Below are 13,605 nucleotides of genomic sequence, written 5' to 3'. Positions count from 1 at the left end.
CACGCTCCCGCTCCGGAGGGGTCAGGCGTCTCCGGACGCCGCCTCGAGGGGCCGGAGGCGGCGGAGGAGCTGGACGAACATGGCGTCGGTGCCGTGCCGGTGCGGCCAGAGCTGCACGTGGAGGGGGCCGTCCGGCAGCGGGAGCGGGTCCGCCGTCACCGCGCGCAGCACGGCCGGCGTGTCGACGAGCTCGAGCTCGTGCCGCTCCTGCGCGAGGGCGAGCACGCGCCGGGTCTCGCCGAGGTGCGGCGAGCAGGTCACGTAGGCCAGCAGCCCGTCGGGAGCGAGAGCCCGGACCGCGGAGTCGAGCAGCTCGCCCTGGAGGGCGGCCAGCGGCTCCACGTCGGCCGCGGACTTGCGCCAGCGCGCCTCGGGCCGACGCCGCAGCGCACCGAGACCGGTGCACGGCGCGTCGAGGAGGATGCGGTCGAACGAGCCCGGCTGCTCGTCGCCCAGGTCGCGCCCGTCGCCGGTGCGCACCTCGACCGACGGGTCGACGGCGGCCAGCGCCTGCCGCACCAGGCCCGCGCGGCCCGGGACCACCTCGTTGGCGAGCAGCGCCGCCCCGCCTGCGCGCGCCTCCGCCGCGAGCAGCGCCGCCTTGCCGCCGGGTCCCGCGCACAGGTCGAGCCAGCGCTCGCCCGGGCGGACCGGCCGTGCCCGGGAGAGCGCCAGAGCGGCGAGCTGGGAGCCCTCGTCCTGCACGCGCACGCGGCCCTCGTGCACCGCGGGGACTGCCTCCGGGTCGCCGCCGGTGCTGGTCATGCCGACCGGCGAGAAGCGGTCGGATTCGGCGCCGGCGATCTCGCCGGGAGACGCCAGGCCCGGCAGAGCCACCAGGTTCACCCGCGGAGCCGCGTTGTCGGCGGCGAGCAGCGCGTCGAGCTCGTCGGCCGCCCCCTCCGCCGCCAGCGCCCGTCGCAGGGCGCGCACGATCCACACGGGGTGGGAGCTCAGCGCGGCGATCCGGTCGTCGCCGGAGACCGCGGCCGCGGAGACCCGCTCGCGCCACTCGCCGGCGCCCGAGCGCGAGACCGCGCGCAGCACGGCGTTGGCGAAGGCCACCGCTCCCCGCGAGGAGCCGGCCGCGACGAGCGCGACGCTCTCGTTCACCGCGGCGTGCGGGGACACGCGGGTCGCGAGCAGCTGGTGCACGCCCAGGCGCAGCGCGTCGAGCACCGGCGCATCGATGCTCTCGACGGACCGGCCGGCCGCGAGGGCGATCACGCGGTCGTAGTAGCCGGACATCCGCAGAGTGCCGTAGCAGAGCTCGGTGGCCAGTCCCGCGTCGGCGGGCGAGAGGCCGGCGGCGCTGATCCGCGCGGGCAGGACCAGGTTGGCGTAGGCGTCCGACCCGCTCACCGCGAGCAGGACGTCGTAGGCGACCCGCCGGGCGGGAGCGGCCTCGCGACGGGCGCTCACGCGAGCACCGTGCTCTCGCGCAGGCCGCGGGCCCAGGCGGCGCCGGCCATCGGGGTCCTGCCGGCGGGCTGGACGGTGACCAGCTCGACCGCTCCGTCCGCGGTGCCGACGAGGGCGCGCCCCGAGTCGAGGCGGACGACGCCGGGAGCGAGGTCCCCCTCGGCCGCGCGGACCGCGAGCACCTTGAGGCGCGCGTCCCCCACCGCGGTCGAGGCTCCGGGCTCGGGAGTCGTTCCGCGCACGAGCGCGAGGACCCGCGCGGTCGGGAGGCTCCAGTCGATCCGGCCGTCGGCGGCGTCGAGCTTGGGAGCGGGGGTCGCCTCTCCGGCCTGCGGAGTCGCGACGGCCGTGCCCTCCTCCAGCGCGTCGACCACGCCGAGGGTGAGGCCGGCGCCGCTCGCGGCCAGCTCCGTCAGCAGCTCGCCCGCGGTGCGCTCCCCCGCGTCGACGGCGAGCTCGGCGTACACGTCACCGGCGTCGAGCTCGGCGACCAGCTGGAAGACGCTCGCGCCGATCCGCGTGTCGCCCGCCATCAGCGCCCGCTGGACGGGAGCCGCCCCGCGCCAGCGCGGCAGCAGGGAGAAGTGCAGGTTCATCCAGCCCAGGCGCGGCACCGCCAGCAGGCGCTGCCGGACGAGGCCGCCGTAGGCCACGATCACGCCGAGGTCGGGGGCGAGCTCCGCGATCCGGTCGGTCACGTCCTCGTCGAGGCGGTTCGCCCGGATCACCGGGATCCCCAGCTCCTCGGCCACGACGGCGACCGGCGAGGGGGTGAGCACGCGCTTGCGTCCCACCGGGGCGTCCTCCCGGGTGACCACGGCCACGACCTCGTGCGCGGAGGCGGCGAGGTCGCGGAGGGTCGGAACGGCGGCGGCGGGCGTGCCGGCGAAGACGAGGCGCACGGGGGTCTCCTGGGGAGTCAGAGGATGTCGGGGTCGTCGAGACGGACCCGGAGCCGGGGGGCCGGCCGGAAGCGGCCGGGCGTGGTCGGCGGGCGACGACGGCGCGTGGCGTTGCGGATCACGGCGGAGCGGAGGCGCGCGGCCACATCCGCACCGCGAGCGTAGTCGAACCGGACGATCGCCCGGACGGAGCCGTCCTCGAGCCCGACAGGACCGAGGACCTCGTGCCGGTCGTCCTCGTCGAGCGCCTCGAGCGCCTCCTCCACCGCGTGCGCGTCGCCGCTCACCGTGGCCAGGCGCACCGCGGGCGGGAAGCGCAGAGCGCGCCGCTCCTGGAGCTCGGCCCGGAGGTACTCGGCCTGCCGCCAGGTCGCCAGGGCGGTCGCGAGCCGGCCGCCGACCCCGACCAGGAGGACCGGCGCGCCCGGGCGGGCCAGCGCCGCGGCGTTCGACCAGGTGCGGAGCGCGTCGTCGGCGACCCGCAGGCTCTCGCGGGCCAGCATCCGCTCGCCGTCCAGCAGCAGGACGGCGTGGTAGCCGCCGTCGGCCCGCGGCTCCGCCCCGCGCGTGGCCACGACGAGCGCGGGCTCGTCGGGGAGGGTGAGCACGGGGCGCTGCCCGTCGGCGACGATCACCTTGGCACCCGGGAAGGCGCGTCCGAGCTCCTCCGCGGTGCGGCCCGCGCCGAGGGAGACGAGGCGCAGAGCCGTCGCCTCGCAGACGGAGCAGGTCCAGTCGGCCGCGATCAGGCCGCACCAGCCGCAGCTCGGCCGCCCGCCCTCGGAGTGCACGCCGAGCGGACCCTGGCAGCGGTTGCAGCGTGCGACGGTCCGGCAGCGGGCGCAGGCGACCACCGGCGCGTAGCCGGGGCGCGCGACCTGGACGAGCACGGGACCGGAGTCGAGGGCCTTCCGCGCCTCCCGCCAGGCGGAGGAGGGGATGCGCGCTGCCGCGTCGTGCTCGTCGGCCGCCCACTGCTGGGCGGTCGGCACGACGTGCGGGCGGCGGCTCGGCCGCGGCTCCACCTCGGTCGCGAAGCCGATCTCGACGAGCCGCTCGACCTCGACCGTGCGCGTGTTGCCGAGCAGGACGAGGCCGGCGCCGCTCTGCTCCTGCCGCACCAGGGCGACGTCGCGCGCGTGCGCGTAGGGCGCGAGCGGCTCGGCGAAGAGCGGATCGCCGTCGTCCCAGAGCCCGATCAGGCCGAGGGCGGAGGAGGGCGCGTAGAGGACGGAGCGGTTGCCGACGACGACCCGCGGCCCGGGATCGAGGCAGCGGACGAAGGCGGAGTAGCGCTCGGCGCCCTTCTGCCGCGCATCGAGGCGCACCACCGCCTCCGCGGGGACGAGGGCGGCGAGGGCCAGCTCCAGCTGCTCCTGGTCGCGGTAGTCGGGGACGGCCAGGATCGCGTCGCGGCCCGCGGCGAGCGTGTCCCGGGCGAGCTCGGCGAGCGTGACGGCCCAGCCGCCGACCCACGCGCCCGAGTCGAGCCTCACCGGAGCCGGCACGGCGCCGACCGCCAGCCGGGCCCCCTCGGCGAGTCCCGCGAAGGAGGCGTCGGGGTAGCCCGTCACGCCGCCCGCCTCGACCGCGGGCGCCGCAGGAGCGGGACCCGCGGCGAGTCGCGCCTTCTCGACGCGGACGTGGCGGCGCGGCACGGCCAGGCGCAGCACGTCGCTCGCGCCCCCGGAGGCGCGGTCGGCCACCCGGCGGGCGAGGGCCCAGACCTCCGGGGTCAGCACGACGAGCGGCGAGACCAGCTCCTCGATGCCGCTGAGCGCTCCGGCGTGCTCGGTCCCCTCCCCCGTCTCGACGACGAACGCGTCGGCGATCCGGCCTCCGGTCCGCAACGGCACCCGCACGCGCACGCCGGGGACCACCTCGCCGCGCAGCGCCTCCGGCACCGCGTAGTCCAGGAGCCGGTCGAGCTGCGGGAGGGGCGAGTCCAGGAGCACGCGCGCGACGGCTCCGCTCGTCGCCATCGCCGCCGCGCCCGCTACGAGAGGCCCGCGGCGGAGCGCAGGTCGTCGACCCGGTCGAGGCGCTCCCAGGTGAAGTCGGGCAGCTCCCGGCCGAAGTGGCCGTAGGCCGCGGTCTGCGCGTAGATCGGGCGGAGCAGGTCGAGTGCGTGGATGATCGCGGCCGGGCGCAGGTCGAAGACCGAGCGGATCGCCTCGGTGATCGTCTCGTCGGAGACGGTGCCGGTGCCGAAGGTCTCGACGTAGAGGCCGACCGGGGCTGCCTTGCCGATGGCGTAGGCGACCTGCACCTCCAGCCGCGAGGCGAGCCCCGCGGCGACCGCGTTCTTGGCGACCCACCGCATGGCGTAGGCGGCCGAGCGGTCCACCTTCGACGGGTCCTTGCCCGAGAACGCGCCGCCGCCGTGGCGGGACGCTCCGCCGTAGGTGTCGACGATGATCTTGCGGCCGGTGAGCCCGGCGTCGCCCTGAGGGCCGCCGATCTCGAAGCGGCCCGTCGGGTTGATCAGCAGGCGCACGGCGGAGGAGTCGAGGTCGACCGTCTCGAGGACGGGGCGGATGACGTGCGCCGCGATGTCCGCGTGGATCGTCTCGGTGCTGACGTGCTCTGCGTGCTGGGTGGACAGGACGACGGTGTCGATGGTGGACGGCGTCGTGCCGTCGTAGCCGATGGTGACCTGGGTCTTGCCGTCGGGTCGGAGGTAGTCGAGCTCGCCCGACTTGCGGACGGCGGCCAGGCGCTCGGCGAGGCGGTGCGAGAGCCAGCTCGGCAGCGGCATGTACTCGGGGGTCTCGTCGGTCGCGAAGCCGAACATCAGGCCCTGGTCGCCCGCGCCCTGGCGGTCGAAGGCGTCCTCGCCCGCCTCGGAGGAGCGGACCTCGAGCGCCGTGTCGACGCCCGCCGCGATCTCGGGCGACTGCTGGCCGATCGAGACCGAGACGCCGCAGGAGCGGCCGTCGAAGCCCTTCTCCGAGGAGTCGTAGCCGATCTCGACGATCGTGTCGCGCACGATCTTGGGGATCTCGACGTAGCCGCTCGTGGAGACCTCGCCCGCGACGTGCACGAGCCCCGTCGTGACCAGCGTCTCGACGGCGACCCGGCTGTGCGGGTCCTCGCGGAGCAGGGCGTCGAGGATGCGGTCCGAGATCTGGTCGCAGATCTTGTCCGGGTGGCCCTCGGTGACGGACTCGGAGGTGAACAGGCGGAGGGGACCGGAGGTCATGCTTCTCTTCTCGTCCCGGCTCGTGCGGACCGGGGTCGTTCGTACCGGGAGTGGCCTGGCGGGCGCGATGCCGGGCGGCAGGCGATCGGCGCCTGGGCGGGCGGACCGGCGGGGCTAGCGCACGACCGCGTCGAGGACGCGATCGGCCACCTTCGCCTTGCTGCCCGAGGCCTCACCAACTATATCGCCGGCCCGATCGAGGACCACGACGGCGTTGCTGTCGCTCTGGAAACCCTCGGCCCAGCCCACCCTGTTGAGGACGAGCAGGTCGCAGCCCTTCCGGGCGATCTTGGCGCGGCCGAGGGCGAGCATCGCGTCCCGGTCCGGCTCGGTCTCCGCGGCGAAGCCGACGACGATCTGCCCCTCCCGCCGGGAGGCGGAGATCTCGGCGAGGACGTCCGGGTTCTTGACGAGCTCGAGGACGAGACGGTCGCCCTGCTGCTCCTTCTTGATCTTCGCGTCGGCGACCGCGGCGGGCCGGTAGTCGGCGACGGCCGCGGCCATGATCACCACGTCCGCGCCGGGGGCCGCGGCGAGGGCGGCCTCGCGCAGCTCGAGCGCGGTGCCCACCGGGAGGACCGTGACGCCCTCCGGCGCCGGCACGTCGAGGTTCGCGGCGAGGAGGGTGACCTCCGCGCCCCGGGCCGCAGCGGCCAGCGCGAGCGCGACGCCCTGCCTGCCGCTGGAGCGGTTGCCGACGAAGCGCACCGGGTCGAGGGGCTCGCGGGTGCCGCCGGCGGTCACGAGGACGCGCACGCCCGCGAGGTCGCGGCGGGCGGAGGCGGAGCGGGCGTGGACGGCGAGGGCCTCCGCCACGATCGTCTCGGGCTCCTCCATGCGGCCGGGGCCCGAGTCGGCGCCGGTGAGGCGGCCGACCGCGGGTCCGACGACGTGCACGCCGCGGGAGCGGAGCACCGCCGTGTTCGCGACGGTGGCGGCGTTCGCCCACATCTCGGTGTGCATCGCGGGGGCGACCACGAGCGGGGCGGTGCTCGCGAGCACCGTGTTGCCGAGCAGGTCGTCGGCGAGGCCGGCGGCGAGTTTGGCGAGCGTGTGCGCCGTCGCGGGCGCGATCACGATGAGGTCGGCGGCCTGGCCGATGGCCACGTGCCGGACCTCGGCGACGCCCTCGTAGAGCTCGGTGTGCACCGGGTTCCGCGAGATGGCCTCGAGGGTGGGCTTCCCGACGAAGCGCAGCGCGGCCTCGGTCGCGACGACGTGCACGTCGTGCCCCGCGAGGACCAGCGCGCGGACGACTCCGACGGCCTTGTACGCGGCGATGCCGCCGGTGATGCCGACGACGACGTTGAGCCGTCGGCCGGCCTCGAGAGAGGAGCCCACCCGGAGGGGACTACTCGGCGAGGGGCTTGGAGACGAGCTTGTCCTCGTTGATCTCGTGCAGTGCGACCGAGAGGGGCTTGTCGTCGATGGTGGAGTCGACCAGCGGGCCGACGTTGTCGAACAGGCTGCCCTCGTGGAGGTCGGCGTAGTAGTCGTTGATCTGGCGGGCGCGCTTGGAGGCGAAGATCACCAGCGCGTACTTGGAGTCGACCTTCGAGAGGAGCTCGTCGATGGGCGGGTCGATGATGCCGAGGTTGTTGGCCATGGATGTCTCCTTGCAGGCGCATCAGCGCCGATCTGCGGCTCCGGAGCAACACGGCGCGCGGGCTCCGAGGGGCGTGTGCCCGGTGGGACCCGGGGCGTCGGCCCGGAGGTGGTCGGTGGCCCGGTGTCAGCGGCCCGGGTCAGCGGGCGCGCCGTCGGCACGAGGCGACATCAATTCTACGACCTCGCGGGCCGCTTCGGGCACGGTGCTGTTGACGACGGCGAAATCGAACTCGTCCTGCGCGGCCAGCTCCACCTTCGCGGTGGCCAGACGGCGCTCCTGCTCCTCCGCGCTCTCGGTGCCGCGGCCGACCAGCCGGCGGACCAGCTCGTCCCAGCTCGGCGGCAGGAGGAAGACCAGCCGCGCGTCCGGCATCCGCTCGCGCACCTGGCGGGCACCCTGGATGTCGATCTCGAGCATCACCTGCCGGCCCTGCTCCAGCGCGGCGTCGATGGGGCCGCGGGGCGTGCCGTAGCGGTGAGCGTTGTGGACGACGGCGTACTCGAGGAACTCCCCCGCCGCGACCATCCGGTCGAACTCGGCGTCGTCGACGAAGTAGTAGCTGACGCCGTCCACCTCGCCCGGACGCGGGGCCCGGGTGGTGGCCGAGACCGAGAGCAGGACGTCCGGGTAGTTCTCGCGGATGTAGGTCGACACGGTGCCCTTGCCGACCGCGGTCGGACCGGCGAGGACGAGCAGGCGGTTGCGGCCGGGGCGGCGCTGCCGCGACTCCCGCTCCTCCAGGAACGACGACAGGCCCTCGACCTGGCGCCGGCCGAGCCCGCCGAGGCGCTTCGACTCGGCGATCCGCAGCTGGTCCATCACCCGGGGCGTCTTCACCACGCCGAGTGCGGGCACGGCGCGGAGCAGCTCGCTGACGCGCATCCGCCCCTCGACTCCGAGCGGCTCGGCCTGGGCCGCCGCGAGCACGGCGGTCGCGGGGCGGCGTCCGGCGGCGACGGCCTTCTTTACGGCGGCGCGGGCACGGCGCGCCGCGATCGCGGCCTCGGAGGCGGCGCGCCGGTCGACCTCGGGCGGCGAGGGACGGCGCACGGCCTCCGGGCGCGAGGAGGCGCCGGGATCGGGGCTGACGGTTTCAGCGGACAAGGGTCTCCTGGATGTCGGTCGCGCGGCGGGTGATCTCGGCCGCGATCCCCGAGGGGCCGGCGCCGAGCACGCTGCGCGACTCGCTGACGATGGTGGCGGCGCTCAGCGCGCCGAACAGCCGCTGCGCGTCCGCGACGGCTGCGCCCTGGTGGCCGAAGCCGGGCGCGAGCACCGGAAGTGCGGGGTGCAGCGGCTCGTCGATGCCGATGCCGAAGTCGCCCAGGGCGACAGTGGCGCCGAGCACCACGCCGACCGAGCCGATCGACGCGCGAGCGTGAGCGTCGTTCCAGGATGCCACGTCCGCCACGACCGCGCGTGCCACGGTGGATCCCGCCCGGCCGCCGTCCTGCACGAGGGCGCGCTGCACGGGGCGGGCCTCGGGGTTGGAAGTGGCTGCGAGGACGAACACGCCCTTGCCCGCCTCCTCGGCGAGGGTCAGCATCCCCTCGAGGGAGCCGAGCCCCTGGTAGGCCGCGGCGGTCATGGCGTCCGCCTCGAGCGGCGAGCCCGGCCGGAGCCACGCCTCGGCGTAGGCGGTGACGCTCGTGCCGATGTCGCCGCGCTTGACGTCGGCGATCACCAGCAGTCCGGCCTCGCGGGCGTCGGCGAGCACGCGCTCGAGCGCGGCGTAGCCCGCCGAGCCGTGCCGCTCGAAGAAGGCGATCTGCGGCTTGACGACGCCCACACGGCCGGCCGCCGCCTCGACGACCGTTCGGCCGAAGCTCTCGAGCCCGGCCGCGTCGTCGGCGAGGCCCCACGCGTCGAGCAGGTACGCGTGCGGGTCGATCCCGACGCAGAGCCGGCCGTGCGCGGCGAACGCCGCCTCGAGGCGCGAGCCGAAGGAGGCGGTGCCCGCCGCGCCGCCGCTCACGCGGTGCGCTCCGCGCGGCGCAGGGCGTAGTCCTGCAGGCTCGTCACCTCGAAGGGCTCGTTCGCCGCGTCGAGCGAGGCGACCGCCGCCGCGAGCTGGGCGATCGTGGTGAACAGCGGCTTGTCCGCGGCGACCGCGGCGGCGCGGATCTCGTAGCCGTCGGCGCGGGTCGCTCCTCCGCTGGGCGTGTTGATCACCACGTCGACCTCGTCGCGGGCGATCAGCTCGACGATGGAGGGCGCGTCGCCCTCGGCGGTCTCGCTGTACTTGCGGACCACGCGGGCCTGGATCCCGTTGCGGTTCAGCACCTCGGCCGTGCCCTCGGTCGCGAGGATGTCGAAGCCGAGCTGACGCAGGCGCAGCGCGGGCAGGACGATCGAGCGCTTGTCGCGGTCGGCGACCGAGATGAAGACGGTCCCGCTCGCCGGCATGCCGCCGTACGCGGCGTCCTGGCTCTTCGCGAAGGCGCGCGGGAAGTCGCGGTCGATCCCCATGACCTCGCCGGTGGAGCGCATCTCGGGCCCGAGCAGCGAGTCGACGATCTGGCCCTCCTTGGTGCGGAAGCGCTTGAACGGCAGGACCGCCTCCTTCACCGCGATGGGAGAGTCCATCGGGACGTCGGAGCCGTCGCGCTCGGGCAGCAGGCCCTCGGCCTTCAGCGCGGCGATGGTCTCGCCCACCATCAGGCGCGACGCGGCCTTCGCGAGCGGGATGCCCAGCGCCTTCGACACGAACGGCACGGTGCGCGAGGCCCGGGGGTTCGCCTCGAGCACGTAGAGCACGCCCTGGCCGATCGCGAACTGGACGTTCAGCAGTCCTCGGACGCCGACGCCCTGCGCGATCGCGAGGGTCGCCTCCCGCACCTGGTCGATCTGGCGGCGGCCGAGCGTCACCGGCGGGAGCGTGCACGCCGAGTCGCCGGAGTGGATGCCGGCCTCCTCGATGTGCTCCATCACTCCTCCGATGTAGAGCTGCTCGCCGTCGAAGAGCGCGTCGACGTCGATCTCGATCGCGTCGTCGAGGAAGCGGTCCACCAGCAGCGGGTGCGCCTCGTCGATGATCCCCTCGCCGGCCATTCGCTCGAAGTAGTCCTCGAGCTGGGGCGTGCCGTAGACGATCTCCATGCCGCGCCCGCCGAGGACGAACGACGGACGGACGAGGACCGGGTAGCCGATCTCCACCGCGACCTCGCGGGCGCCGTCGAGGTCGGTCGCGGTGCCGTTGCGCGGAGCGAGAAGTCCCGCCTCGTCGAGGATCCGCGAGAACGCGCCGCGCTCCTCCGCGAGGTCGATGTTCGCGGGGGTGGTGCCGAGGATGGGCACGCCGGCCGCCTCGAGGCCCGCGGCGAGCCCGAGCGCCGTCTGGCCGCCCAGCTGCACGACGACGCCGACGAGCTCGCCGGACTGCGACTCCGCGTGGATGACCTCGAGCACGTCCTCGAGAGTCAGCGGCTCGAAGTAGAGGCGGTCCGAGGTGTCGTAGTCGGTCGAGACCGTCTCGGGGTTGCAGTTGATCATGATCGTCTCGAAGCCCGCGTCCGAGAGCGCGAACGAGGCGTGCACGCAGGAGTAGTCGAACTCGACCCCCTGGCCGATGCGGTTGGGGCCGGAGCCCAGGATGACGACCTTGCGGCGGTCGGCGGCGACGACCTCCGTCTCCTCGTCGTACGAGGAGTAGTGGTACGGCGTGAGCGCCGGGAACTCGCCCGCGCAGGTGTCGACGGTCTTGTAGACCGGGCGCACGTCCAGCGCGTAGCGGGTGCGGCGGACCTCCGCCTCGTCGAGCCCGCGGAGCTCGGCGATCTGCGCGTCCGAGAAGCCGTGGTCCTTCGCCAGGCGGAGGAGTCCGGCGTCGAGGCCGTCGTGCTCGCGCACCAGGTCGGCGATCTCGTTGATCAGCACGATCTGGTCGAGGAACCAGGGGTCGATCTTCGTGGACTCGAACGCCTGCTCGACCGTGGCTCCCAGGCGCAGCGCCTGCTGCACGGTGACGATGCGGCCGTCGGTCGGGGTCCTCGCGATCTCGAGGAGCTCCTCGACCGAGCGCTCCTGCGCGCCCCAGTGGAACGACGAGCCGCGCTTCTCGAGCGAGCGGAGCGCCTTCTGCAGCGCCTGCGCGTAGTTGCGGCCGATCGCCATCGCCTCGCCCACCGACTTCATGGTCGTGGTCAGCGTCTTGTCGGCGGCCGGGAACTTCTCGAACGCGAACCGCGGGACCTTCACGACCACGTAGTCCAGCGTCGGCTCGAAGCTCGCCGGCGTCACCTTGGTGATGTCGTTCGGGATCTCGTCCAGGCGGTAGCCGATGGCGAGCTTCGCGGCGATCTTGGCGATCGGGAAGCCGGTCGCCTTGGAGGCGAGGGCGGAGGAGCGGGAGACGCGCGGGTTCATCTCGATCACGATGATCCGGCCGTCCGCCGGGTCGATCGCGAACTGGATGTTGCAGCCGCCGGTGTCCACGCCCACGTCGCGGATGATCCGGATGCCGATGTCGCGCAGCTTCTGGTACTCGCGGTCGGTGAGGGTCAGCGCCGGTGCGACGGTGATCGAGTCGCCCGTGTGCACGCCGACGGGGTCGACGTTCTCGATCGAGCAGACGACGACCGTGTTGTCGGCCGTGTCGCGCATCAGCTCGAGCTCGTACTCCTTCCAGCCGAGGATCGACTCCTCCAGGAGCACCTCGGTGGTGGGGCTCTGGTGCAGGCCGTCGCCGACCATCCGCACCAGCTCCTCGCGGGTGTAGGCGAAGCCGGAGCCCAGGCCGCCCATGGTGAACGACGGGCGGATGACGAGGGGATAGCCCAGGTCCTCGGCGTACTCGATCGCCTCGTCGACGGTGTGCGCGATGTAGGACTTCGCGACGTCGGCGCCCGCGTCCAGCACCAGCTGCTTGAAGATCTGCCGGTCCTCGCCGCGGTTGATCGCCTCGAAGCTCGCGCCGATGAGCTCGACGCCGTACTTCTCGAGGATCCCGAGGTCGTGCAGCTGGATGGCCGCGTTCAGGGCCGTCTGCCCGCCGAGGGTCGGCAGGATCGCGTCCGGCTTCTCCTTGGCGATGATCGCCTCGATCGCCTTGGGCGTGATCGGCTCCACGTAGGTGGCGTCGGCGAAGTCGGGATCGGTCATGATCGTCGCCGGGTTGGAGTTGACGAGGATCACGCGCACCCCCTCGGCGCGCAGCACGCGGCAGGCCTGGGTGCCGGAGTAGTCGAACTCGACGGCCTGTCCGATGACGATCGGGCCGGAGCCGATGACCAGGACGCTCTGGATGTCTTCCCTGCGCGGCATTACTTCTGCTCTCCGATGCTGCTGGTCGTGGGGATGTCGGTGGGCTCCGAGGCCCCGCGCCCGGCCGTGCGCTGCACGACCATCTCGCGGAAGCGGTCGAAGAGGTGGTTGGAGTCGTGCGGGCCGGCCGCCGCCTCCGGGTGGTACTGCACCGAGAAGGCGGGGATGTCGAGGCAGCGCAGGCCCTCCACGACCGAGTCGTTGAGGGAGTAGTGGCTGACCTCGACGCGGCCGAAGCCCTCGGGCGAGTCCAGCTCGCCCTCGATCGGCGCGTCCACGGCGAACCCGTGGTTCTGCGAGGTGATCTCCACGCGGCCGGTGAGCTTGTCGAGCACGGGCTGGTTGATCCCGCGGTGGCCGAACGGGAGCTTGTAGGTGCCGAAGCCGAGAGCGCGCCCCAGCAGCTGGTTGCCGAAGCAGATGCCGAAGAACGGCAGGTCGGCGCGCAGGGTGGTGCGCAGCAGCTCGACGTGGCGGTCCGAGGCCTCGGGGTCGCCGGGGCCGTTGGAGAAGAAGAGCGCGGACGGGTCGAGCGCGAGCACCTGCTCGGCGGTCACCGACTCGGGCAGCACGTGGACGTCGAAGCCGCGCTCCGCGAGGTAGTTGACCGTCGAGGTCTTCACCCCCAGGTCGATGACCGCGACCGAGCCGACGCGCTCGCCGCGGGCAGGCACCGTGTACTGCTCGTCGGTCGAGACCGAGGAGGAGAGGTTGAGCCCCTGCATCTGCCGGCCGCCGAGGACCAGCGCGAGCTGCTCCTCCTCGGGGAGGGCGAGGTCCTCGCCGGAGAACACGCCGGCGCGCATCGAGCCGGCCGAGCGGATGTGGCGGGTGATCGCCCGGGTGTCGACGCCGGAGATCCCGACGATGCCGTCGGTCTCCAGGTCGTCGCCGAGGGAGCGCTGCGCGCGGAAGTTGGAGACGACGCGGGAGGGGTCGCGGACGACGTAGCCGGCGACCCAGATGCGGCGCGACTCCATGTCCTCGTCGTTGGTCCCGGTGTTGCCGATGTGGGGCGCGGTCTGCACGACGATCTGGCCGGCGTAGCTCGGGTCGGTCAGCGTCTCCTGGTAGCCGGTCATGCCGGTGGCGAAGACGATCTCGCCCAGGGTGCGGCCTCGGGCGCCGTAGGCCTGTCCCCGGAATCGTCGTCCGTCCTCGAGGACGAGGACGGCGGTGGGTTCGGTGCTGAGGCGTGTCGTTGGCAC

General features: G+C 73.9%; 10 protein-coding genes. All 10 read right to left on the bottom strand.

Annotated elements, in window-relative coordinates; translation table 11 throughout:
• Positions 1–21 precede the first annotated feature (21 nt).
• Positions 22–1,422: an RsmB/NOP family class I SAM-dependent RNA methyltransferase gene (locus tag C5C95_RS07510; protein WP_258072636.1), complete on the bottom strand. Its 1,401-nt coding sequence runs from the start codon at positions 1,420–1,422 to the stop codon at positions 22–24.
• Complete coding sequence (locus C5C95_RS17410) at positions 1,419–2,324, bottom strand: methionyl-tRNA formyltransferase (protein ID WP_181125603.1); 906 nt, start codon at positions 2,322–2,324, stop codon at positions 1,419–1,421. Before C5C95_RS17410 ends, C5C95_RS07510 begins: the two co-directional genes overlap by 4 nt.
• A gap of 17 nt (positions 2,325–2,341) precedes the next feature.
• The gene (locus C5C95_RS07500; RefSeq protein WP_104297627.1) at positions 2,342–4,306 is read right to left on the bottom strand and encodes a hypothetical protein; all 1,965 of its coding nucleotides are present in this window, start codon (positions 4,304–4,306) and stop codon (positions 2,342–2,344) included.
• 14 nt (positions 4,307–4,320) lie between these two features.
• Positions 4,321–5,526: a methionine adenosyltransferase gene (metK, locus tag C5C95_RS07495; protein WP_104221839.1), complete on the bottom strand. Its 1,206-nt coding sequence runs from the start codon at positions 5,524–5,526 to the stop codon at positions 4,321–4,323.
• A 114-nt stretch (positions 5,527–5,640) separates the two neighbouring features.
• Positions 5,641–6,867, bottom strand: a complete 1,227-nt coding sequence (gene coaBC / locus C5C95_RS07490) for a bifunctional phosphopantothenoylcysteine decarboxylase/phosphopantothenate--cysteine ligase CoaBC (protein WP_104324160.1) — start codon at positions 6,865–6,867, stop codon at positions 5,641–5,643.
• Positions 6,868–6,877: 10 nt separating this feature from the next.
• Positions 6,878–7,132: a DNA-directed RNA polymerase subunit omega gene (gene rpoZ, locus C5C95_RS07485; protein ID WP_104324159.1), complete on the bottom strand. Its 255-nt coding sequence runs from the start codon at positions 7,130–7,132 to the stop codon at positions 6,878–6,880.
• A 126-nt stretch (positions 7,133–7,258) separates the two neighbouring features.
• Positions 7,259–8,185 (bottom strand): guanylate kinase, encoded by a 927-nt coding sequence (gene gmk, locus C5C95_RS07480; protein ID WP_181028723.1) that lies wholly within the window; start codon positions 8,183–8,185, stop codon positions 7,259–7,261.
• Between the two features lie 43 nt (positions 8,186–8,228).
• The gene (gene pyrF, locus C5C95_RS07475) at positions 8,229–9,110 is read right to left on the bottom strand and encodes an orotidine-5'-phosphate decarboxylase (protein ID WP_104225320.1); all 882 of its coding nucleotides are present in this window, start codon (positions 9,108–9,110) and stop codon (positions 8,229–8,231) included.
• Positions 9,107–12,397: a carbamoyl-phosphate synthase large subunit gene (gene carB / locus C5C95_RS07470; RefSeq protein WP_104221829.1), complete on the bottom strand. Its 3,291-nt coding sequence runs from the start codon at positions 12,395–12,397 to the stop codon at positions 9,107–9,109. Before carB ends, pyrF begins: the two co-directional genes overlap by 4 nt.
• A complete protein-coding gene (carA, locus tag C5C95_RS07465) occupies positions 12,397–13,605 on the bottom strand; it encodes a glutamine-hydrolyzing carbamoyl-phosphate synthase small subunit (protein WP_104225321.1) in 1,209 nt (402 codons plus the stop codon). The genes carB and carA overlap by 1 nt, the downstream gene beginning before the upstream one ends.

This window comes from Rathayibacter sp. AY1B7 (assembly GCF_002932735.1).
In the GTDB taxonomy this organism is placed as follows: Bacteria; Actinomycetota; Actinomycetes; order Actinomycetales; family Microbacteriaceae; genus Rathayibacter.
The sequence above is the reverse complement of the archived record's forward strand: the minus strand, read 5'-3'. Positions and strand labels throughout refer to the sequence as shown.

Excerpts from the sequence above, each read along its gene's own strand:
- metK (WP_104221839.1), bottom strand. The coding sequence starts at position 5,526 with ATGACCTCCGGTCCCCTCCGCCTGTTCACCTCCGAGTCCGTCACCGAG.
- carB (WP_104221829.1), bottom strand. The coding sequence starts at position 12,397 with ATGCCGCGCAGGGAAGACATCCAGAGCGTCCTGGTCATCGGCTCCGGC.
- C5C95_RS07500 (WP_104297627.1), bottom strand. The coding sequence starts at position 4,306 with ATGGCGACGAGCGGAGCCGTCGCGCGCGTGCTCCTGGACTCGCCCCTC.
- rpoZ (WP_104324159.1), bottom strand. The coding sequence starts at position 7,132 with ATGGCCAACAACCTCGGCATCATCGACCCGCCCATCGACGAGCTCCTC.